Origin of the sequence: Natronoarchaeum sp. GCM10025321 (assembly GCF_042663585.1) — an archaeon.
GTDB lineage: Archaea > Halobacteriota > Halobacteria > Halobacteriales > Natronoarchaeaceae > Natranaeroarchaeum.
In genome coordinates, this window is sequence record NZ_JBHTAN010000006.1 from 2,246,488 (window position 1) to 2,264,947 (window position 18,460).

At 63.6% G+C, this 18,460-nt stretch carries 27 protein-coding genes; 10 read left to right on the top strand and 17 right to left on the bottom strand.

The features are described from left to right. Window positions 1-4: 4 nt before the first annotated feature. Together ACFQL3_RS14355 and ACFQL3_RS14360 are read left to right on the top strand one after the other, a co-directional pair. A complete protein-coding gene (locus tag ACFQL3_RS14355) occupies window positions 5-178 on the top strand; it encodes a hypothetical protein (protein WP_377055465.1) in 174 nt (57 codons plus the stop codon). Window positions 179-234: 56 nt separating this feature from the next. Beyond that, entirely contained in the window at window positions 235-480 is a 246-nt protein-coding gene (locus tag ACFQL3_RS14360) for a hypothetical protein (protein WP_377055467.1), read from the top strand. Window positions 481-493: 13 nt separating this feature from the next. Here the strand turns inward: ACFQL3_RS14360 and hisE are convergent, their stop codons facing one another. The 4 genes from hisE to ACFQL3_RS14380 all read right to left on the bottom strand — a co-directional run bounded on the left by hisE (window position 494) and on the right by ACFQL3_RS14380 (window position 2,197). Next, a complete protein-coding gene (gene hisE / locus ACFQL3_RS14365) occupies window positions 494-781 on the bottom strand; it encodes a phosphoribosyl-ATP diphosphatase (RefSeq protein WP_377055469.1) in 288 nt (95 codons plus the stop codon). 48 nt (window positions 782-829) lie between these two features. Continuing rightward, entirely contained in the window at window positions 830-1,279 is a 450-nt protein-coding gene (locus ACFQL3_RS14370; RefSeq protein ID WP_377055471.1) for a bifunctional nuclease family protein, read from the bottom strand. Between the two features lie 64 nt (window positions 1,280-1,343). Further along, complete coding sequence (gene pdxT, locus ACFQL3_RS14375) at window positions 1,344-1,943, bottom strand: pyridoxal 5'-phosphate synthase glutaminase subunit PdxT (protein ID WP_377055473.1); 600 nt, start codon at window positions 1,941-1,943, stop codon at window positions 1,344-1,346. Window positions 1,944-2,017: 74 nt separating this feature from the next. After that, window positions 2,018-2,197 carry a preprotein translocase subunit Sec61beta gene (locus tag ACFQL3_RS14380; protein ID WP_377055475.1) on the bottom strand — a complete coding sequence of 60 codons (180 nt, stop codon included), beginning with the start codon at window positions 2,195-2,197 and terminating at the stop codon, window positions 2,018-2,020. A gap of 121 nt (window positions 2,198-2,318) precedes the next feature. Between ACFQL3_RS14380 and ACFQL3_RS14385 the strand changes: the two genes are divergently transcribed. After that, window positions 2,319-2,588: a thioredoxin family protein gene (locus ACFQL3_RS14385; protein ID WP_377055477.1), complete on the top strand. Its 270-nt coding sequence runs from the start codon at window positions 2,319-2,321 to the stop codon at window positions 2,586-2,588. 207 nt (window positions 2,589-2,795) lie between these two features. Here ACFQL3_RS14385 and npdG read toward each other — a convergent pair whose 3' ends face one another. From npdG to ACFQL3_RS14400, 3 genes are all read right to left on the bottom strand, one after another. Next, a complete protein-coding gene (gene npdG / locus ACFQL3_RS14390; RefSeq protein WP_377055479.1) occupies window positions 2,796-3,464 on the bottom strand; it encodes an NADPH-dependent F420 reductase in 669 nt (222 codons plus the stop codon). Window positions 3,465-3,536: 72 nt separating this feature from the next. Further along, entirely contained in the window at window positions 3,537-4,439 is a 903-nt protein-coding gene (locus tag ACFQL3_RS14395; protein ID WP_377055481.1) for a TIGR01548 family HAD-type hydrolase, read from the bottom strand. A gap of 57 nt (window positions 4,440-4,496) precedes the next feature. Then, window positions 4,497-4,895: a UPF0146 family protein gene (locus ACFQL3_RS14400; protein WP_377055483.1), complete on the bottom strand. Its 399-nt coding sequence runs from the start codon at window positions 4,893-4,895 to the stop codon at window positions 4,497-4,499. Window positions 4,896-4,934: 39 nt separating this feature from the next. Between ACFQL3_RS14400 and ACFQL3_RS14405 the strand changes: the two genes are divergently transcribed. After that, complete coding sequence (locus tag ACFQL3_RS14405) at window positions 4,935-5,456, top strand: archaemetzincin family Zn-dependent metalloprotease (protein WP_377055485.1); 522 nt, start codon at window positions 4,935-4,937, stop codon at window positions 5,454-5,456. Window positions 5,457-5,462: 6 nt separating this feature from the next. On the opposite strand, the gene ACFQL3_RS14410 is transcribed toward ACFQL3_RS14405, so the two are convergent. The 3 genes from ACFQL3_RS14410 to aglG all read right to left on the bottom strand — a co-directional run bounded on the left by ACFQL3_RS14410 (window position 5,463) and on the right by aglG (window position 8,179). After that, window positions 5,463-5,942 carry a pyridoxamine 5'-phosphate oxidase family protein gene (locus ACFQL3_RS14410; RefSeq protein WP_377055487.1) on the bottom strand — a complete coding sequence of 160 codons (480 nt, stop codon included), beginning with the start codon at window positions 5,940-5,942 and terminating at the stop codon, window positions 5,463-5,465. 122 nt (window positions 5,943-6,064) lie between these two features. Next, the gene (locus tag ACFQL3_RS14415) at window positions 6,065-7,054 is read right to left on the bottom strand and encodes an AIR synthase family protein (RefSeq protein ID WP_377055489.1); all 990 of its coding nucleotides are present in this window, start codon (window positions 7,052-7,054) and stop codon (window positions 6,065-6,067) included. Between the two features lie 207 nt (window positions 7,055-7,261). Continuing rightward, a complete protein-coding gene (gene aglG, locus ACFQL3_RS14420) occupies window positions 7,262-8,179 on the bottom strand; it encodes a glucosyl-dolichyl phosphate glucuronosyltransferase (RefSeq protein ID WP_377055491.1) in 918 nt (305 codons plus the stop codon). A 217-nt stretch (window positions 8,180-8,396) separates the two neighbouring features. Here aglG and ACFQL3_RS14425 point away from each other — a divergent pair, with 217 nt between their 5' ends. Together ACFQL3_RS14425 and ACFQL3_RS14430 are read left to right on the top strand one after the other, a co-directional pair. Next, entirely contained in the window at window positions 8,397-8,837 is a 441-nt protein-coding gene (locus ACFQL3_RS14425) for a hypothetical protein (protein ID WP_377055493.1), read from the top strand. A 76-nt stretch (window positions 8,838-8,913) separates the two neighbouring features. Further along, on the top strand, window positions 8,914-9,471 hold the full coding sequence (locus ACFQL3_RS14430; RefSeq protein WP_377055495.1) for a FaeA/PapI family transcriptional regulator: 558 nt from the start codon (window positions 8,914-8,916) through the stop codon (window positions 9,469-9,471). Window positions 9,472-9,494: 23 nt separating this feature from the next. On the opposite strand, the gene phoU is transcribed toward ACFQL3_RS14430, so the two are convergent. Then, window positions 9,495-10,172, bottom strand: a complete 678-nt coding sequence (gene phoU, locus ACFQL3_RS14435) for a phosphate signaling complex protein PhoU (RefSeq protein WP_377055497.1) — start codon at window positions 10,170-10,172, stop codon at window positions 9,495-9,497. A gap of 138 nt (window positions 10,173-10,310) precedes the next feature. Between phoU and ACFQL3_RS14440 the strand changes: the two genes are divergently transcribed. The 3 genes from ACFQL3_RS14440 to ACFQL3_RS14450 all read left to right on the top strand — a co-directional run bounded on the left by ACFQL3_RS14440 (window position 10,311) and on the right by ACFQL3_RS14450 (window position 12,427). Beyond that, window positions 10,311-10,961 carry an HVO_0476 family zinc finger protein gene (locus ACFQL3_RS14440; RefSeq protein WP_377055499.1) on the top strand — a complete coding sequence of 217 codons (651 nt, stop codon included), beginning with the start codon at window positions 10,311-10,313 and terminating at the stop codon, window positions 10,959-10,961. 3 nt (window positions 10,962-10,964) lie between these two features. After that, window positions 10,965-11,603 carry a protein-L-isoaspartate(D-aspartate) O-methyltransferase gene (locus ACFQL3_RS14445; RefSeq protein ID WP_377055501.1) on the top strand — a complete coding sequence of 213 codons (639 nt, stop codon included), beginning with the start codon at window positions 10,965-10,967 and terminating at the stop codon, window positions 11,601-11,603. Between the two features lie 86 nt (window positions 11,604-11,689). After that, a complete protein-coding gene (locus ACFQL3_RS14450; RefSeq protein WP_377055503.1) occupies window positions 11,690-12,427 on the top strand; it encodes a protein-L-isoaspartate O-methyltransferase family protein in 738 nt (245 codons plus the stop codon). Here ACFQL3_RS14450 and ACFQL3_RS14455 read toward each other — a convergent pair. The 4 genes from ACFQL3_RS14455 to nadA all read right to left on the bottom strand — a co-directional run bounded on the left by ACFQL3_RS14455 (window position 12,424) and on the right by nadA (window position 16,477). Continuing rightward, window positions 12,424-12,870: a DUF7382 domain-containing protein gene (locus ACFQL3_RS14455; RefSeq protein ID WP_377055505.1), complete on the bottom strand. Its 447-nt coding sequence runs from the start codon at window positions 12,868-12,870 to the stop codon at window positions 12,424-12,426. The two genes, ACFQL3_RS14450 and ACFQL3_RS14455, sit on opposite strands and share 4 nt — an antisense overlap. Window positions 12,871-12,937: 67 nt before the next feature. Beyond that, complete coding sequence (nadC, locus tag ACFQL3_RS14460) at window positions 12,938-13,762, bottom strand: carboxylating nicotinate-nucleotide diphosphorylase (RefSeq protein ID WP_377055507.1); 825 nt, start codon at window positions 13,760-13,762, stop codon at window positions 12,938-12,940. Beyond that, window positions 13,762-15,342 (bottom strand): L-aspartate oxidase, encoded by a 1,581-nt coding sequence (locus tag ACFQL3_RS14465; protein WP_377055509.1) that lies wholly within the window; start codon window positions 15,340-15,342, stop codon window positions 13,762-13,764. Before ACFQL3_RS14465 ends, nadC begins: the two co-directional genes overlap by 1 nt. A gap of 4 nt (window positions 15,343-15,346) precedes the next feature. Further along, window positions 15,347-16,477, bottom strand: a complete 1,131-nt coding sequence (nadA, locus tag ACFQL3_RS14470) for a quinolinate synthase NadA (protein ID WP_377055511.1) — start codon at window positions 16,475-16,477, stop codon at window positions 15,347-15,349. A gap of 307 nt (window positions 16,478-16,784) precedes the next feature. On the opposite strand from nadA, the gene ACFQL3_RS14475 reads away from it, so the two are divergent. Next, window positions 16,785-17,120 carry a hypothetical protein gene (locus ACFQL3_RS14475; protein ID WP_377055513.1) on the top strand — a complete coding sequence of 112 codons (336 nt, stop codon included), beginning with the start codon at window positions 16,785-16,787 and terminating at the stop codon, window positions 17,118-17,120. Window positions 17,121-17,137: 17 nt separating this feature from the next. Here the strand turns inward: ACFQL3_RS14475 and ACFQL3_RS14480 are convergent, their stop codons facing one another. Beyond that, on the bottom strand, window positions 17,138-17,557 hold the full coding sequence (locus tag ACFQL3_RS14480) for a universal stress protein (protein WP_377055515.1): 420 nt from the start codon (window positions 17,555-17,557) through the stop codon (window positions 17,138-17,140). 170 nt (window positions 17,558-17,727) lie between these two features. Further along, the gene (locus ACFQL3_RS14485; RefSeq protein ID WP_377055517.1) at window positions 17,728-18,444 is read right to left on the bottom strand and encodes a hypothetical protein; all 717 of its coding nucleotides are present in this window, start codon (window positions 18,442-18,444) and stop codon (window positions 17,728-17,730) included. Between the last annotated feature and the right edge of the window lie 16 nt (window positions 18,445-18,460).

Sequence of the window (18,460 nt, forward strand, 5' to 3'; positions counted from 1 at the left end):
GGCTGTGAGCGAAGCGTCGACGAGGCTTCGCCGCGTCAGTTTATGGCCCAGATTTTTCGAGGCGTGGTTCGCGAGCAGGGCGAGCGAACCCAACGATGAAAAAGGTGGCCGAACGAAGAGCGGCGAGACCGGGCTGACGATCCTGAAGAACTTCGTCGACATCTGCCTCGAAGAGTAGTGGAGCGGTCGTTGCAAGTGTTTTTTTACGTCTTCGGGAGGGAATGTACGACTGGTATGACAGTACTATCGACCTCCGACGAAGGGAAGTTTCTCATGGATATCGAGGCCGAGCAGATCGGAATCGTGACCGAAGTCGACACCGACGAACAGGTCGCGTACGTCGACCCGGACCCGGATATCGCGGACGCGGTCATCCAGGGTTTCGGCTTCGGTGCCGCCGCAGATGACGACATCGAAGTGCCCGCAAACAGCGTTGAGACGGTGACAGACACCGAACTCCGCGTCGCCCGGGACCTGTAGGTCGAGGCCCCCGCTATCTTCGCTCGGCCAGTTCCGCTCGCAAGTCCTCGAGATCCATGTCTTTCATCGCGAGAAGCACGAGCAGGTGATAGACGATGTCGGCGCTCTCGTAAGCGATTTCGTCGGCATCGTCGTCTTTGGCCGCCAGAATCAGTTCGGTCGTCTCCTCGCCGAGTTTCTCCAGCACTTCGTTTTCACCCTTCTCGTGAGTGAACAGCGATGCCGTGTACGAATCTTCGGGTAGCGTTTCCTTGCGATCCTCGATGACGGCGAACAGCTCGTCGAGTACGTCCTCGCTCATGAAAGGGCAGTCGGTGCGGAGCGTATAAAGTGACCCGTCTCCGCTTCGCTACGCTAGCTCTGCGACGTCCTGGATCGGATCGAGATCCTCGAACTCCGATGCGGGCCGCGCGCCGGCCGCGAAGACGTCCGGTGCGACCTCGATGCTCGCATCGGTCCGGGAGGCCAGCGCCAGCGAGTCGCTTGGCCGGGCGTCGATGGTCGTCTCGCCGCGCGGGGTGTCGATACACAGGTCGGCGATGTAGGTGCCGTCCTCGACGGCGGTGACTTCGACGTGGCGGACGCGTCCGCCGAGTTCCTCTACGACGTCCAGGAGGAGGTCGTGTGTGAGCGGCCGGCCGATGTCCTCGGCGTCGATTCCTCGGGCAATGCTGGCGGCCTCCTCGAAGCCAATAAAGATCGGTAGCACGTCGCTTTCGTCTTCGACGGACAGGATAACGACGGCGACCGGCCCCTCCCTCGTTCCGGCGACCCGGACGGCATCAATGCTCGCCTTCATACTACCTCGCACGGTGTCCAGAGAGAAAAGTCCACGTCCCGCAGGGGGTGATCCGCCAGACTGCTTACACGGAGGCGTCGGCGGCCACGAACAGCGCAAGCCGGTGGAGCCGACTATCCTCGGTCAACTCGGGGTGGAAAGAGAGTCCGACGACGGGTCCCTGTCGGACGGCCACGGGGCGGTCGTCCCACGAGGCAAGCACGTCGACGTTCGGGCCGACCTCGTCGATCACCGGCGCGCGGATGAAGACCGCGGGGAACGGGTCGTCCAGTCCGTCGACCGGAAGCGGTGCTTCGAAGCTATCCTTCTGTCGGCCGAAGGCGTTGCGCTCGACGGTGACGTCGAGGATATCCAGCGTCTCGACGCGGTCGTCCCCGGCGTCTTCGGCGGCGACGATCAGGCCCGCACAGGTCGCAAGGACCGGCTTGCCTGCCGCGACGTGCTCGCGGATCTCGGGCGCGATGTCGTCGCGATGGATCAGACGGGAGATGGTCGTCGACTCGCCGCCGGGCATCAGGAGGACGTCACAGTCGGGAACGATGCCTGCAGATCGAATCGTCCGGACGTCGACCTGTTCGCCGACGTCATCAGCGGCACGCTCGACGGCATCGACGTGTTCGCTCACGTCGCCTTGTACGGCGAGCACGCCAGCAGTAATCGTCATTACCTGTTGTAGGAATCTGAACGGCAAAAATCTCGCGTCTTCGGCCAGTATCGAAGGGGGTGGCTACGCTGGTCTCAGATCCGGATGCCGTAGACCATGATTCCCAGAAGATGGATGAAAATGCCGAGTGCTACGGACGCAACCACGACCGTTCGCGGATCTATCTCGATCGCGTTACTGTCCTCCGAGTCGAAGTACCGGACTAGTCCTGCACTCGACATCAGCCCACCGCTGTTCTCGCCGCTACCACTCATACTCGACACTGATCGTCGGGGGTAACTAAGTCTTTCGACCCCTCTTCACCGCTCGTGCGAGCGATCGACGAAAGTGGGAAACCCTTATGCGCGCACACCTGAAACACCCGATGTACGTATCATGACTGTAACGCTGAAAGACTTCCATGCCGACTGGTGCGGCCCCTGCAAAACGCAGGATCCCATCCTCGAAGAGATCGAGGAGGAGTGGGGCGACCGCTTTGCCCTCGAAAAAGTCAACGTCGACGAGGAGCAGGATATCGCCAACGAGTATCAGGTTCGGTCGCTACCGACCCTGATCGTCGAGAACGAGGACGGCATCGTCGAGCGGTTCGTCGGTGTCACCCAGCGCGAGGACATCGAGGACGCCCTCGAATCCGCGGGCGCCTGAAGCCGATCGTTTTCGAGCGGGTGGAACGAGTTAGAACTCCGCGAACCAGTAACAGACCAGCACCGCCAGTGTCCTTCCGTAGAACGCGACAGCGCCGGGTCAGCCGAGCGCCACACGCCGAAAATTCAGTTACGCCCCACCGATCAGAACGAAGAGCGCGAGGACGTACGCGACCGGAGGGAAACGACAGGAGCGTCCAGAAGCGAGTTACAGGAATCGGACGCCGACGTCGTGCATCCCGTCGTTGTGTTTTGCGATATTGATGACCAGCGGTGTAATGCTCTCGACTTCGGCCGCGTTGGCGATCGGTCCGGCGTCGAGCACGCGGATGCCGTCGATCGATTCTGCCAGCATCGTTACGGTCCCCTTGGCATCGCCGTCGTCGCCGACAACGAGGGTGTCCAGATCGAGTTCGATATCGAGATTCGCCAGTCGGTCAGCCGCGAGGTTGTGAAAGGCACCGACGACCGGCACGTTCTCGGGCGCGGCCTCCGCCGCGACGGCAGTGACGCTTCCCGCACCGGGGCGGTGATAGTGCATCCCGTTTTCGTCACCTTTCATGCCCACCGCGGGCGAAACGAGGATGGTTTCGTCGTCCAGTCGATCCGCGACCGCCTCTACGGTGTCGGAGACGTGATACGGCGGGACGGCGAGGACGACGATGTCCGACCGGTCGGCGGCCATCGAGTTCTCGAAGCCCTTGATCGTCTTCTCCAGTCCTCTACTATCGAGTTCGGTCTCGTACTCATCGGCTTTGGTCCGGGCCTTTTCAGGGTCTCGAGAGCCGATCAGGATCTCGTGATTCGTGTCGTACGCCCAGCGCAGGGCCAGTCCCTGTCCGATGTCGCCAGTCCCACCGAGTAGCGCGATTCGCATACTCGTCCGGTAGACCGAGCGGGGCAAAAGGGTTGCGTGACCGGCAACAAGAATTGGCGCGTGGTGGAGACCTCAGTCGAGGCGTTCGGGCAACTCGGCGACCGAATCGAGCACGGCCGTCGCCCCCGCATCCTCGTACTTTGCCGTTCCTGCCGCGCCGGAAAGCCCGCCGGTCAGGACGCCGATGCCGTGATACTCTCGGTCAGGATCCGCCTCAGCGGCGTTGACCGCCGTCCTGATGTCGTCGAGGGTATCGCCGACGAAGACCACGGAATCGGCCTCAAAACGCTCCGCGAGCGTCGTCAGCGCGTGGGGATGGGGCTTTCCCGCTTCCCAGTCGTCCATCGTGAACCGCCGCTCGGTGGGGACGTCGAGACCGGCCCGCTCCAGGGCGATTTCCGCTTCCGCCTCCGGGCGACCGGTGACGACGCCGACATCGTAGCGCTCGATGAGTCCCTCGCGCGTCTCGGCGTCGAGCAGGAGCGGTTCGTCGTGGATGTATCCGCGCGTCTCGGCATCCGGCTCACCGCCCTCCAGTTCGCGATACAGATCACTGCCGAGGTAGAGTTGCTGGAAGACGTCCCGGAGTCGCTCGGGATCCCAGCGATCCCGGACGAAGGTCCACGCGTCCGCGTCGAGAGCCTCCGCAGCGACGCGTTCGGCGGCGTCAAGACCGCCGCCGTGCTCCGCAATGGCGTCGGTAAAGGCCGCGATATCCAGTTCCATCCCCTCCCGCTCGGCGAGGACGAACAGCGCGGCCGCGTAGGTGAGTTCCCAGTCGTTGTTGAACCCGCCGGCGTCTTTGAACGCCTGCACGTCGGCCTTCTCGATCGTATCGCCGTACACCGTCTCGACGGATTCGAGGATGGCCCGCCGGTAGGAGTTCTCGACGTCGACCACTACGCCGTCGATATCTAGTACGACCGCATCGGGGGCGAGGTTGGGGGCTTCGGAGTCGCTCGGGGCGTCGGTCATAGACGGCCGAACGGCCGCCGGGACTAAGGACGTATCGGCTTCCTGTGGGAGCCCCAGTTAGCCGGGACCGTCCCGTGCCCAGTACAGCGTCTCGGTTGGCAGCGTCTCGCGTTCGACCGGAATCACGGGTTCGTCGCCGCCCAGCGTTGTAAAGACGAACTCTGCGTTCTGCTCGCGCGCGACGGCCGCCACAGGTCGGTGTAGCTCCGGCGGGAGATCCAGCGCGTAGACCGCGTCCACGTCGGCGTAGATATCCGGATCGGGGACTGTGACGTCGTCGAGGACGAACGCGACGCTCTCTGGGACCGTACGGGGCGTAACGTCGGTCGTGGTGACACGGACACCACGGTCGGCAAGCGCGCTGGCGACGTCCGGCCGCCGGCCGACGCCCACTTCGACGACGCGGTCGAAGCGGGCTAATCGATCGACGATCGGACCCGAATCGGCGTGGGGCATGGCGGGATGTTTATGACCGCCGCGATATTAGGCGTTCGTATGCTCGTTGACGTCGTGCCGGTGGGGGACGTCTCTGCGCGAGTCAAGCGCGAGGCGTCGGCGGGGTTACGGACGATCTACGACTGCGATGTCACCGTCCATGAACCCCAGCAGATCCCAGACGGCGCGTTCGACGCGAACCGTAACCAGTACCGTGCAGAGGACTTCATCGAACTCGCCAGCCGCGTAGGTTCGGGCGAAAAGAACATCGCGGTGACTCCCAAAGACCTGTTCTACCGGAAGCGGAACTACGTGTTTGGCCTGGCCTACCTCGACGGCAACGGGAGCGTCGTCTCCACGTATCGGTTACAGACCTCCAGCGACGGCGGCTTCTCCGAACGCGACTCCGAGGAGATCTTCGGCGACCGCGTGCGCAAGGAGATCGTCCACGAGATCGGCCACACGTTCGGTCTCGAACACTGCAACAACAAACGCTGTGTAATGAACTTCTCGCCGACTGTCAGGGAGGTCGATATGAAAGAACAGAGCCTCTGTGGCACCTGTCAGCGACAGGTGCTCTGACGGCACTCAGCTCTCGTCGTCGCCTGCGCTCTCGCTCATTCTCCCCGAGTAGTCCCAGCCATAGACCGTCTCTGGGTCGATCCGAATACGGACCTCCTCGCGCTCGTCCGAAAGCAGGTTCTGCGCCAGGTCCGAGTCGGCCCCGCCGAGATACCGCTCGACGAGCGCATTGAGCAGTGCCTTCTCCTCGTCGGCGTCGACGTGGGCGACGCCGTTGCCGCGCACGCCACGGTAGGGCGGATCGTTCGTCGACACCTCGAAGGCGACGGCGTCGTCCGCGCGGACGAAGCGGACGATGTCGGCGCTGGCGGAGGTCGCACACTCCAGATAGCCATCCCGATAGCGAAACCACAGCGAGAGCATCCAGAGGTCCCCGCTGGGCCGATGACAGGAGAGTCGCACCGGGACGACGGTCGAGCGCAGGAACTCTTCGACGGTCTCGGGCGGGAGCGATCCACGGACGGTGAAAGGTAGCTCGGAGGACACGCGTTCGACCCAATTCTCGGTGGCAATCGACAAGTAGCTTTGGTCGACGCTGGATAATTCTCCGAGCAGCGGAGCGGTTCGCGTCGAATCCCGACCCCGTTCATCATCTCACAGCAGACGCGCTACTCCTCGTCCCACAGCGTGTACAGGGCCTCCCGTTCCGGTTCAGTGAACCGCTCGCCGTCAAGGAACAGGGCTGGCTCGTCGGCCGCCAGAACAGCGCCGATATCCGCGGCCTCGATTCCGGCGTCGGCCAGCGCGTCTAGCGCGGCCTCGATATCGGCCTCCGAGACCGTCGCCAACACGGCCCCGGAGCCGAACGCGTTGAGCGGGTCGAGGTCGAGCGCCGCACAGAGGCGCGCCGTCTCGGTCCGTACCGAAATCGCCTCGGTCTCGACGTCCAGCGCGACACCGGACGCCGTCGCCAGTTCGATCAGCCCGGTGAAGACGCCACCCTCGGTCGGGTCGTGCATCGCGGTCGCCCACTCCCGCAGGACGCGCGCGTCGGGAACCACGCTGATCTCGTCGAAGAACTCCGCTCCGCGGTCGAGGACGTCGTCGGGAATCCCCTCGAGGTCCTCACGGAAATCCGTTGCCAGGATCGCAGTCGCCTCGATCCCCGCCCCCTTTGTCAGCACGACGCGGTCGCCCGGTTCCGCGCCGCCCGTCAGGACTGCTCGATCGGTCCGACCCATCGCGGTCATCGACAGTATCGGGCGGGAGAGCTGGTCGACGTACTCGGTGTGGCCGCCGACGATGGAGACGTCGAGGGTGTTCGCCTCTCGTTCCATGTCGGCCATGATCGCCTCGATACGATCGCTCCCGTCTGCGTCCATCACCTCCTCGCTACTTGGCACCTGCAGCACCGCAGTCAGGAACTCGGGATCTGCCCCACTGACCGCGACGTCGTTGCAGGCAACGTGGACGCCGAGGGTGCCGATCCGCTCGGTAGCGAGCGAGATGGGATCGGAGGAGATGATCAGCAGTTCGTCGCCGAGGTCGATCACCGCGGCGTCCTCGCCGTAGGCCGGGCCGACCAGGACGTCCTCGCCGACCCCACCGGTTCGATCGAGCACCGCCGCGAGCGCCCCGGGATCGAGTTTTCCGACCATCGTGTCGATATCTGCGGGCGACGCCCTTTGCAGTTGCGACACCAACGGACAGGAGATTCCGGAAACGACATGCTCGTTTACTGTGGTGTGTACGGTAGATGAGTAACGCTGTGGACGGGGCTCAGAGTTAGCTGTTTATGTCGGGTTACCACAGCAGAACGTGTTCTGGACGGCCAGAGAACGCCGTCTCAAACGTAACAGACCGCCTTATTCCGGCACGACTGCTTCGTAGAGATATCCGACACCCACTGCTGCAGTAAATACGCCGATCATCAGCAACTGCCCGACAGCGGCTACCGATGGACTCCGGGCCGTCTCTCGAATCCGCTCGGGCACCCGCTCCGTGAAGAGGAACTTCAGATAGCCGGTCTCCTCACTGCCGACGCCGTCCGATTCTCCTGCCATTCGTCGCTTCGACACGCCCTGTTCGAAGGCTCGTGACAACAGCCATGGAAGCTTCGTCCGGCGTTCGAATACCTTGTGCGCGACGACGGCCTCGGGGTTGTACACCACTCCACGACCGTATTCGGCCCGCAATCGATCCCCGACCTCGGCGCCTTCCGAATTACTGTACGAGTTCGCGTCCCGTCCGAGGCTTTCGTCGAATCCACCGATGTCGAGGAACACATCCCGGCGAAAGGAAATATTCGATTCGAAGGTGTTGCGCACTTCTGTATCAGGTTCAGCAAACCCTGGATACGTGACGCCGACTACCCAGTCGAACTCCTCGGGGAGGAACCAGGGACGGCCGACCAGCCACTCGCCAACCATCCGCCCGCCAGCAGCAAGCGCGTCGTGCTCCTCGTAGGTCCGAACGAGTGTGTCGATCCAGTCCTCCTCTGCAACCGCGTCGTCGTCGATGAACGCGACGATGTCGCCGGAGGCTAGCTCGGCGCCCTTCGTCCGACTGTAGGATATCCCGCGGTTCTCGTCGTTGTCGTGAACGATAACGTGTTCGTGCTCGCCGAAGTCCGTTACTGCGCGCTCGAATACCCTCGGATTACCATCGATTACCAACACGATCTCGATCGGTTCGTAGGTCTGTTCGAGGATGCTCTCGACGGCCTCCGTAAACGCGTCGTAGCGATCCATCGTGTAGGTACAGACGACAACGGAGACGTGCATTCGTTCGACAGTGTCTCAACTGGGTCAATAAGGGTTGTGAACCATCCGTCTCCCAGTTGTCGGTCGAAGTTAGATGGTAAGCCGCCATTAGCAACGAGAGACAGTACCGCGTCGATGCTGTCGCTGTTCCGACCGGTCGAAATACCGACAGAGAGTCCACGAAGCGATAGATTAAACCAACGTTACCTGAACTACAAGAGCAGGTACTCTGGTCAGTATGGATCCACTCATCCTTCTCGGCGCTGTCGTCGTCCTCTTCCTTACACTCTGCCTCGGTACCATCGTCCACGAGCACGCTCATGCGCTCGCCCTGCAGGCGTTCGACGTCGACTACCGGATGGACTGGCTCGGCGGTCGAGACGGTATCGGACGGCTCCGCGCCGGCGTGCTCGGCACGTGGGCGTCGGTGACACCGCGACTCTCCGAGGATACCTCCGTCACGGGGCTTCGCCTCGCCGCACTGATGCCGCTCACACTGACACTACCGTTCGCACCCGTCGCACTGGGCATCGTCCCCGACCCGATTTCGACGGGGAACCCATACGCGATTGCGGCCACTGGTGCGTGGCTCGCCTGTGCACTGCCGAGCCCACAGGACTTTTCGACGGTCTGGTACGCCCATCGGCTCGTCGACGAGCGAGCTACGGTCGTCGAGTGACCGTCGGCAGCCGGGAATATATCAGCGCTCGGAACGATACAAAAAATAATGTGTATTCGGTACAAATCTAGCATGTATGAGTGACCACGACGACAGGAGTTGGGGGCAATTCGTCGAGGAGATACCCGACGACAACGTCGTCGACAGGTTCGATGGCGCGGAGCCGAAGACGGCGACCGAAATCGCCGACGCGCTCGCCTGTACCGAGTACGAAGCCCGGAGCAAACTCGATGCGTTGTGCCGTGCGGGGGAACTCGACAGGAAGCGCGTGCGCGAGGAGCCACCGCTGACGGTCTGGTACCGGCCACGTGCAACCTTCGTCGGCGAGGGGAGCGAAACGGGCCAGCCTGTCGGCGAACGAGTCTCCGAACTGCTCGAAGACATGGACGTGCCCGGAACGAGCGGAATGATGTGCGACTGGCGGCGCGACGCGATCCGCGCGGCATTCGACCAACTCCGGGAAGTTACCGAACTCGACGAGGACGAACTGCGGGCGGAGGTGTACCCCGCACACTCGGCAGGCTACGACGATGCGACCGAGTGGTGGGAGATGGTGTCCGCACACCTGGGCGACCTGCCAGGCGTCGTCGAGCCACGCTGGGGCGGCGAGACCTGGCGCTACGACGGTGAGTGAAAAACGGCTCGTCGCCGCCAGTCTCAGTAGATCAGTTCGTCGTCGCCTTCGATCATGTACAGCGTCCGCGCCGAGATGTTGACCGCGTGATCACCGACGCGTTCGAGATCCCGGATCGTCAGCAGGAGCCGGGACACGTCGTTCATCACCGCTTCGATCTCCTGGCCGGAGCCCTCGGTGAACTCGCGTTCCAGCAGATCTCGGACGACGGTCTGGCTGGCCTCCTCGCAGAGCGCATCGATCTCGTCGTCGCGATCCGATATTTCGCGGCAGGCATCGGGATCTTCCTCCGAGTACGCCGCCATCGCATCCTCGACCATCTCGTGTGTGAGATCGCCGATCCCCTGAACGTCGACCTCCGGGTAGACGTCTTCCTCGGCGTCGTACGAGTACTCCGCAAGGTTCGTCGCGAGGTCACCGACCCGTTCCAGATCGGTGATGATCTTGAACGACGAGGCGATAAAGCGCAGATCGCCGGCGACTGGCTGTTGGAGCGCCAGAAGATCGATACAATCCTGTTCGAGATCGAGATATAGCTGGTTGATCTCGTGGTCACCTTCGATGACCTCCTCTGCAACTGCCTCGTCCTTTTGTTCGAGCGCGTCGAAACTCAGCCGAAGCCGTTCGAGGACGAGCTCGCTCATATAGAGAACGTCCTCCCGAAGGGACTCCAGTTGTTGTTGGTAGTCCTGTCGTGCCATACTCGGCCAGAGATCCGCCGGCCGTATAAGTGCTGTCCGATCGGGCAAGCTTGCCACAGTATGGGAACCGATAACGGTGAACGTACTAACGGGCGGACTACCGACTCCTTTTACCCGCGCGGACGGTAAACGACCAGTATGAGCGACACCACGGAGCGGGTCGGGACGCGCTGTCCGTCCTGTTCCCCTGACGAACAGACTGTCCACGAGGTGCTCAAGCCCGGCGGACAGGCGACCGTTCGCTGTACGGAGTGTAGCCACGTCCACAAGATCCGCATCGAAGAGGAGCGAACCGTCCAGCGCGACGTCGTCGTCTCCCAGGAGGGCGACTCCTTTTCGGCGACGGCCGAACCGCCTGCCGACGAGCAACTCGCGTCCGGCGAGGAGTTCGTCCTCGACACGCCCGAAGCGATCATGACGGTCCGGATCACCAGCCTCGAACTCGAGAGCGACAAGCGTGTCGACGAGGCGAGCGCCGAGGACGTCAGCACGATCTGGACCCGCGCGGTCGGAAACGTCGGCGTCAAGACGACGATCCACCCGCAGGACGGCCGCCGCGACGAGAGCAAAAGCGTCACGCTGCAGGTCCCCGGCGACTACGAGTTCACCGTCGGCGCGACCGAGGAACACGGCGAGGAAGAGTTCAGTGTCGAAGGAATCGCAGTCCGCGACGACGCGACCGGCTACGAGTTCGACAAACTGGACCGTGACCGCGACACGGCTGTCGCAAAGGATATCAAACGGCTGTACGTGCGCGACGAGACGACGACTGCCTGGTCTGCCTGGTAGCCGATGACCGGGGGATCGCCCGCCGACCGTCGCAACCGGATGGTCGAGCGCCTCGCCGAGAGCGGGCGGATCACCGACGAGGCGACGCTCGACGCGCTGCGAGCGGTGCCGCGCCACGAGTTCGTCCCCGAGGCCCGCCGTGACGCCGCCTACGAGGACCGCCCCCTCCCGATCGACGACGGCCAGACGATCAGTGCCCCGCACATGGTCGGGATCATGGTCGAACTGCTCGACGCCGCCCCGGGCGATACTGTCCTGGAGATCGGTACTGGCTGTGGCTATCATGCCGCAGTGACCGCAGAGGTCGTCGGAGCAGAGAACGTCTACTCCGTCGAGTACAGCGACCGGCTTGCCGAGCAGGCGCGGTCGACACTCGACGACATCGGCTACGGCGACATCTCGATCCGTGTCGGTGATGGCCGGGACGGCTGGCCGGAGCATGCGCCCTACGACCGTGCCTATCTGACCTGCGCGGCCAGAGAACTCCCCGAACCAGTCGCCGAGCAGGTGTGCCCCGGCGGCCGAATTCTCGCGCCGATCGGCCGTCGACGGCAGACGCTCGAACGGTTCGACAAGCGTACCGACGGGACGCTCGAGCGGAGCGCGCACGGCGGCGTCCGGTTCGTACGGATGCGGCGTTGAAACCGCGTGCCACGCCGGCGACTCTTATATTGAACGACCGATAGCCAGTCGCGCGATTGATTACGCTCCGGATCTATCCGTCGACTATGGAACCCGCAATCCTCCGCGACGACATGGTCGATAGCCTCGAACACGAGGCAAAGCGGGTCGTCCGGAGCGAACGGATCGGCCTCGCGATGCGTGAAGTGCCGCGCCACGAGTTCGTCGAGGCCGAACGCGCCGCCTACGCAGATATCTCGCACCAGGAGCACGGCACCCGCGTCCTCTCACCGAGCGACGCCGCCAGACTGCTCGAACTGCTCGACGTCGAGCCGGAGCAGTCGGTGCTGATCGTCGGCGTCGGCGTCGGCTACACCGCGGCCGTGGTCGCCGAAATCGTTGGCGCACGAAACGTCCACGCGGTCGATATCACCCGATCGTTGGTATACCAGGCCCGCGAGAACCTCGCGGCAGCGGGCCACGAGGAGGTGCTGGTCGACTGGCGGGACGGTGCCGAGGGGCTACCGGAGTACGCGCCGTACGACCGGATCCTGCTCGAGGCCGCCGCGGTCCGGCCACCGCCCGCCCTGCACGACCAGCTAGCCGCCGATGGCAAACTCGTAATGCCCCACGGCACCGGCGAACAGCGGCTCTCGGTCGTCGACGCCAATGGCGACGTCGAGGAGCACGGCAACGCCGCGTTCGCGCCGCTGCTCGTCGAGGGCGAACAGGCCGACGCCATCGAGCGCAACCGGACCGCACGCGAGGACCGCGAGCACGCACAGCGCAGCGCCGAGTCGCGACACGGCTGGGAGCGCGACTGGATCGACTGGGACGGCGTCTAGTCGTCGATCACCAGTAGCTCGGTGTTCTCCCGCTGGTCCTCGTACTCGGTCCCCGCAGGCGGATTAATCTCTATCTCCAGAGTACCCTTGTCCTGATTGTCGCGTAGCTCCGGCGAGATACTGACTGTGGCCTCGCCGTTCGCATCCGACTTCTCGTTCTCGATGCCGTCGATGCTCGCAGTGCCGCTGGAGACGATCACCGTCGCCCCTTCGACGGCGTCGCCCTGCTCGTCGATCACCGTGAGATCGACCGAGTTGTAGCCAGCGTTGATCACTTCGTCGTCAGGCTGGACGTCGAGTTCCGTCGTCCCGAGCGTACCGACCCCCGAGAGCATAGACATCATGATGCTGAGACTCGCGACGCCGACGACGATGGCGATGACGAGTCTGATCGGTAACCCCTCGATTGCCCGGTCATCCAAGCGGAACGCTTCGAATCGCATGGCCACCGCTGGCCGCCCCATCGTATATAAACAGTCGGCTCAGGTGCCGTGGCTGAATAGGATGATCCTACTCACCGGTCCCGAAAGACAGGTCGAGTGCGGGCGCGCTGTGAGTGAGCGACCCCATCGAAATGACGTCGACGCCCGTTTTCGCGTACGCCGGAACGTCCTCGACGGTGATTCCGCCCGAGGCCTCCGCGAGCGTCTCGTACTCGGCCAGCAGTTCGACTGCGTCGTGGGTCTTCCCGGGCGTCATGTTGTCGAGCAGGACGATGTCCGCTCCGGCCGCCGCGGCCCGTGGGGCATCCTCGACTCGCTCGACCTCGACGTCGATCTTCGTGGCGAACGAGGTCTGCTCGTCGAAGCGCGTGATCGCCTCTTCCAGCCCTAACTCCGCGATCTGGTTGTCTTTCACCATCACCATATGCGAGAGGTCGAGGCGGTGGGTGTCGCCGCCACCCGCGACGACCGCCCGCTTCTCGACGCCGCGGAGACCGGGCGTCGTCTTGCGGGTCGCCGCAATCTCGACCGTGCTGTCCGCCCCGGCCGTCGCTTCGTTCGCCCGTTCGACCGCACGGCGCGTCTTCGTGGCGATACCGGAGGCGTGGCCGGCGATATTCACGGCGACGCGCTCGCCGCGCAGGACGTCGGTAGCCGCCCCCTCGACAGCCAGTACGGTATCACCGGTGTCGACCGGGTCGCCGTCGGCTAGCGACTGCGTGACGTCGACGTCGAGGTACTCGAAGACGGCTTCGGCGGCGTCGAGTCCGGCGAGGACGCCACTCTCTTTCGCGACGAGGCGGCCGGACGTCCCGCCGGGGACTTCGTTGGTCACGTCGTGATGGCCCAGATCCTCACGGAGCCATCCCTCGATCTGTGAGTCCGTGATCATCAGTCGTCCGCTGGCTCCGCGACCTGTTCGGTCGCCTCGTCGAGGTAATGACAGCCGACTGACCGCTCGTTCTCGGCCGCGGCGCGGGCGATCAGTAACGCGGTGACGCTGGCGTGGCGTAACTCGTAGATGTCCCGTGCGGTTCGGGTCCGGACGTAGGCGTCGACCTCGCCCTTGAGGCGGCGCAGTACCGCGGCGGCGCGTCCGAGTCCGTCGCGGTCGCGGCGCAGACCCACGTACTCACCCATCACGCGACGCAGGCGCGTGAACTTCTCGGCGGCAAACCGGGGCGGGAGGTCGGGGTCGCTATCGAGCAGATCGGCGGCCTCGATCGGTCGGGGCTCGTTGCCGACCGCCGTCTCGCCCGCCCGGAGTCCCCAGACCAGCCCTTCGAGCAGGCTCGTCGAGGCTAGCCGGTTCGCGCCGTGGACGCCGGTGCGGGCACACTCGCCGACGGCGAAGAGTCGGTCGAGGCTCGCCCGACCGCGGTCGTCGACGGCGACGCCGCCACAGAGGAAGTGCTCGCAGGGTGTGACCGGGATCCCCTCGGCGGGATCGACGCCACGCTTGGCACACCGGTCGGCGAGGTCGGGGAACTCCCCCGCGAAGTCGAAGGTCGACACGTCGAGACGGACTGTTCCCGTCTCGGACCGTTCGCGGGCGACCGCACGGGCCACCACGTCCCGCGGCGCGAGTTCGGCGTCCTCGTGGACTTCAGGCATGAACCGCTCGCCGTCCCCGTTCAGCAGGTGTGCGCCCTCGCCGCGGACAGCCTCGCTGATCAGCACCGTGTCCATCCCCTCGGTCTCGTCGGCCTCGGCCACGCCGTCGGCGGCCTCGTCGAGCGCCGTCGGATGGAACTGGACGAACTCCATGTCGGCGACGTCCGCGCCGGCGAGCGCCGCCATCCCGATGCCGTCACCGGTCGATCCCGACGGGTTCGTCGAGTGAGGATAGAGCGATCCGATCCCGCCGGTCGCCAGTACGGTCGACCCGGCAAAGACCGGGTAGCCGGTGTTGGCCTGCTCGCTCCCTGGGGTCCGGTCGAGTTGTGCGCCGTGAACTCGCCCCTCGTGCGTGATCAGGTCGAGCACGGCCGTATCTTCGAGAATCGTCACGCGCTCGTGATCGTCGAGATACGCGAGCAGTGGTCGGAGGATGTGCGTGCCCGTCTCGGCGTTGACGTGCATGATCCGGTCCTCGGAGTGGGCCGCCTCGCGGCCGTAGTCCCACTGCTCCCCCGTCGATTCGGCGCCCTCGTCTGCCGTATCGAACTCGATGCCGAGCGTCTCCAGCAGGACGTCTTCGACCGCCTCGTTGGCGCTCTCGACGAGTACGTCGACCGCCTCGGGGTCGGCAGTGTCGCTACTCGCCGTGAGGATATCCCGTTTGAACTGCTCGGGGTCGTCCCGGGAGACGGCGATGCCGCCCTGCGCCCAGTCGGTACTCGCGTCCTCGGGGCGTTCGGCCTTCGTCGCGACGAGCACGTCGCTGCCCTCACGTGCGGCCGCGAGCGCCGCGGCACAGCCAGCGATGCCGGTGCCGACGACGAGCACATCCGCGGTAGTATGGTCACCCATCCTTTCACCCCTGAAGCTCCAGCATCCGGTTCATCGCCACTTCGGCGAGTTCTTTCTCCCGTTCTGCGACCTCGATGACGTTGCGTTCGCGGCCCTCGACTAGCTCTTCGAGCACCCACGTCAGGTAGTTCGGGTCGATCTGGCGCATCGCGTTGCAGTCCATGCAGGCGTCGCCACACAGCGGCAGGACGTTCACATCCGGATGCCAGCGGTCGAGGTGGTTCGCCAGGTGGATCTCGGTACCGATCGCCCAGGTGTCGCCGGGGTCGGCCTCCTCGACGACCTCACAGATGGTACTCGTCGATCCGGCGATATCGGCCGCCTCGACGACTTCGCGGCGACACTCGGGGTGGACCACGACGTTCGCGTCAGGGTGGTCCTCGCGCATCGTCTCGATGTGATGCTCGCGGAACCGTTCGTGGACCTGGCAGTAGCCGTCCCAGAGGATGATGTCCGATTCGGCGACCTCTGCGGCGTCTTTGCCCTCCGGGTCCCACGGATCCCAGTCGGCGGTCTCGTCTTCGAGGCCCAGTCGGTGGGCCGTGTTCTCGCCGAGGTGTTTGTCGGGCAGGAAGAGGACTTTGTCGCCTTTCTCCAGCGCCCAGTCGAAGACGAGGTGGGCGTTCGAGGAGGTACAGATCGCTCCTCCGTGCTCGGCGGTAAAGGCCTTCAGGTCGGCGTAGGAGTTCATGTACGTGATCGGGATGATATCCTCGTCGGGCGCGGCCTCGGTGATTTCGGCCCACGCGGCGTCGACCTGCAGGGCCTCGGCCATCCCGGCCATCGGACAGGACGCCTCCATGCTCGGCAGGATCACCGTCTGTTCGTCGTCGGTGATGATATCCGCGCTCTCGGCCATGAACGTCACGCCGCCGAAGACGACGTACTCGGCGTCCGCGGCGGCCGCTTCCTTCGATAGCTGGTAGGAGTCACCGATGAAGTCGGCGTGTTCGACGATCTCCCGTCGCTGGTAGTTGTGGCCGAGGATGACGACGTCGTCACCCAGTTCGGCCAGCGCGGCCTCGATCCGCTCAGTCCGCTCGGCTTCGTCCAGTTCCCGATATCGTTCGGGTAACTGTTCGAGGTTGTCGTATTTGAAGAGACTCAGGTCGGTATCGATTTCCGCTGTTTCCATTCGTGGCACAATATGACACCAGTGGTTGATCTACACTTCAGAACCGAACTATGAAAAGATTTTCTTTTCAATAACATCTATGTATCTCCAGATGTCGTTAGATTAGAGGTATGGAAATATTACGTGGGCTATTTCCCGGGATAGGAGACTGAAATCTAACGACCGGGCGAACACAGTGAAATACCACTCGTCGATATCGGAGGGACCTCTGAACGTCTCAAGCCGCGTCTCGCGAGCGTGTTGCAGTTTCTGGCGCGTGAGTTCCTCCGGCCATACGATTATGCTCCGGACACGCGTTACTCACCGTATGGCAGACGATCGAAATAGTCGAGACAAACAGGCTCGCGACGCGGACGAACGGCAGCGACAGCGCGAACTCACAGAGGCGGTCGAACGAGGAGACGAGAAAGAGCCGCCACGCGAAGAAGTCGTCGCCGAACCGCCTCAGGAATGTCACCGTCGGGGCTGTACCGAGTCACCCGACTTCGTCGTCGTCGAGCGGTATCAGGAGGAGACCGGACACGGGGCGGTCGAGGCGACGGCGTTCCTGTGTCGGGAGCACACGAGAGAGGAGAGTCCGGCGAATCTCGACGGCGTCTATCCGGGCTACCGGTTCCGCGTCGAACCGCTTTCGAGTAGCTAACTGGCCGAGACAGCGACTCACCGCACGACGACGACGGGGACCGGGCTCCGACGGAACACCTGCTCTGCGACGTTCCCGACGAAGAGTCGCTCGGCAATGGTCCCCCCGTGAGTGCCGATCACGACGGTGTCGTACTCCTCGGCCTCGTTGATAATCGCCCGACCAGGATGGCCCAGTTTGCTCTTGGTCTCTATTTCGATGTCGTACTCCTCGGCGGTCTCGCGCGCGGTTGAGAACACTTCTTCGGAGAGTTCGGCCGTGGCTTCCTCGAGATCATCAGCGAGTGCGAGTCCGGTCGCCTCGCCCCACATCGGGGAAGGGCCCCCGACGACGTGTAGAACCGTAAACTCCGCGTCAGGGAAGTGTTCGAGCGCGTACTCCAGCGCTTCGCGCGCCATCTCCGAGTCGTCCATCGGGACCAGAATCTTGGATGCCATAGGAAAAATACGAGCGAAACGGGCTTAACCGTATTGTGAGGGAATCATACGGTAAATATACTCGGCTCTACTGTATCTCTCGGTTGGATCGGAGACGGGAAAACGTGCGACGGACTCGTTTCGGATATCTGCTCTGGTGACGTGCAACGACGAACGCGACGCTGGCCCAGTTAGCTGTCGCCGTCCGTCTCTGCAACCTTCTTTTCGACAGTCTCTTCGACCTTCTCGTCCACCGTCTCCTCCACGGTCTCTTCGACTGTTTCCTCGACTGTCTCCTCCACATCGACCGCCTCCTCCACGGTCTCTTCGACTGTTTCCTCGACCGTCTCCTCCACATCGACCGCCTCCTGGACAGTCTCTTCGACCTTCTCTTCGACCCTTTCTTCGACGGTGTCACCGACGGTCTCCTCAACCCTCTCTTCCATCGTTTCTTCGACTGTTTCCTCCACCGTCGCCTCTACAGTCTCCTCGACTGTATCCTCCATCGTCTCGCCAACCGTTTCTTCGACTTTTTCGCCGACCGTCTTTTCAACGGTTTTCTCGACCCTCTCACCGACCGTTTCGCCGACTGTATCCTGTACCTCGCCCTCGCTCGGACGGCGGTCGACACGCTCGTTAACCTCGTCGATCTGGTCGCGTACCTGATCGACCTCTTCCTCGACCTGTTCTTCGACGCGCTCGGAGACCCGCTCCTCGACCTGTCGGGTCATCCAGTCCGGATCGAATCGACCCATCTTCCAGACGACGTGGATGACGTACGAGGCGATGATTCCCAGACCGAACGCGACACCGGTTTGCGTGCCGACAGTGACGATGATTATGATGGCAGCCAGCAACATGGCGCCGTAGGCCATATCGACGAGAAAATCGATTCTCCTCGGATTCATCGCGCATCACCGTTCG

What these genes read in the sequence shown, in the direction of transcription:
- ACFQL3_RS14360 (WP_377055467.1), top strand. Translation starts at nt 235, where the DNA reads ATGACAGTACTATCGACCTCCGACGAAGGGAAGTTTCTCATGGATATC.
- hisE (WP_377055469.1), bottom strand. Translation starts at nt 781, where the DNA reads ATGAGCGAGGACGTACTCGACGAGCTGTTCGCCGTCATCGAGGATCGC.
- ACFQL3_RS14370 (WP_377055471.1), bottom strand. Translation starts at nt 1,279, where the DNA reads ATGAAGGCGAGCATTGATGCCGTCCGGGTCGCCGGAACGAGGGAGGGG.
- pdxT (WP_377055473.1), bottom strand. Translation starts at nt 1,943, where the DNA reads ATGACGATTACTGCTGGCGTGCTCGCCGTACAAGGCGACGTGAGCGAA.
- ACFQL3_RS14380 (WP_377055475.1), bottom strand. Translation starts at nt 2,197, where the DNA reads ATGAGTGGTAGCGGCGAGAACAGCGGTGGGCTGATGTCGAGTGCAGGA.
- ACFQL3_RS14385 (WP_377055477.1), top strand. Translation starts at nt 2,319, where the DNA reads ATGACTGTAACGCTGAAAGACTTCCATGCCGACTGGTGCGGCCCCTGC.
- npdG (WP_377055479.1), bottom strand. Translation starts at nt 3,464, where the DNA reads ATGCGAATCGCGCTACTCGGTGGGACTGGCGACATCGGACAGGGACTG.
- ACFQL3_RS14395 (WP_377055481.1), bottom strand. Translation starts at nt 4,439, where the DNA reads ATGACCGACGCCCCGAGCGACTCCGAAGCCCCCAACCTCGCCCCCGAT.
- ACFQL3_RS14400 (WP_377055483.1), bottom strand. Translation starts at nt 4,895, where the DNA reads ATGCCCCACGCCGATTCGGGTCCGATCGTCGATCGATTAGCCCGCTTC.
- ACFQL3_RS14405 (WP_377055485.1), top strand. Translation starts at nt 4,935, where the DNA reads ATGCTCGTTGACGTCGTGCCGGTGGGGGACGTCTCTGCGCGAGTCAAG.
- ACFQL3_RS14415 (WP_377055489.1), bottom strand. Translation starts at nt 7,054, where the DNA reads ATGGTCGGAAAACTCGATCCCGGGGCGCTCGCGGCGGTGCTCGATCGA.
- aglG (WP_377055491.1), bottom strand. Translation starts at nt 8,179, where the DNA reads ATGCACGTCTCCGTTGTCGTCTGTACCTACACGATGGATCGCTACGAC.
- ACFQL3_RS14425 (WP_377055493.1), top strand. Translation starts at nt 8,397, where the DNA reads ATGGATCCACTCATCCTTCTCGGCGCTGTCGTCGTCCTCTTCCTTACA.
- ACFQL3_RS14430 (WP_377055495.1), top strand. Translation starts at nt 8,914, where the DNA reads ATGAGTGACCACGACGACAGGAGTTGGGGGCAATTCGTCGAGGAGATA.
- phoU (WP_377055497.1), bottom strand. Translation starts at nt 10,172, where the DNA reads ATGGCACGACAGGACTACCAACAACAACTGGAGTCCCTTCGGGAGGAC.
- ACFQL3_RS14440 (WP_377055499.1), top strand. Translation starts at nt 10,311, where the DNA reads ATGAGCGACACCACGGAGCGGGTCGGGACGCGCTGTCCGTCCTGTTCC.
- ACFQL3_RS14445 (WP_377055501.1), top strand. Translation starts at nt 10,965, where the DNA reads ATGACCGGGGGATCGCCCGCCGACCGTCGCAACCGGATGGTCGAGCGC.
- ACFQL3_RS14450 (WP_377055503.1), top strand. Translation starts at nt 11,690, where the DNA reads ATGGAACCCGCAATCCTCCGCGACGACATGGTCGATAGCCTCGAACAC.
- ACFQL3_RS14455 (WP_377055505.1), bottom strand. Translation starts at nt 12,870, where the DNA reads ATGCGATTCGAAGCGTTCCGCTTGGATGACCGGGCAATCGAGGGGTTA.
- nadC (WP_377055507.1), bottom strand. Translation starts at nt 13,762, where the DNA reads ATGATCACGGACTCACAGATCGAGGGATGGCTCCGTGAGGATCTGGGC.
- ACFQL3_RS14465 (WP_377055509.1), bottom strand. Translation starts at nt 15,342, where the DNA reads ATGGGTGACCATACTACCGCGGATGTGCTCGTCGTCGGCACCGGCATC.
- nadA (WP_377055511.1), bottom strand. Translation starts at nt 16,477, where the DNA reads ATGGAAACAGCGGAAATCGATACCGACCTGAGTCTCTTCAAATACGAC.
- ACFQL3_RS14475 (WP_377055513.1), top strand. Translation starts at nt 16,785, where the DNA reads ATGGCAGACGATCGAAATAGTCGAGACAAACAGGCTCGCGACGCGGAC.
- ACFQL3_RS14480 (WP_377055515.1), bottom strand. Translation starts at nt 17,557, where the DNA reads ATGGCATCCAAGATTCTGGTCCCGATGGACGACTCGGAGATGGCGCGC.
- ACFQL3_RS14485 (WP_377055517.1), bottom strand. Translation starts at nt 18,444, where the DNA reads ATGAATCCGAGGAGAATCGATTTTCTCGTCGATATGGCCTACGGCGCC.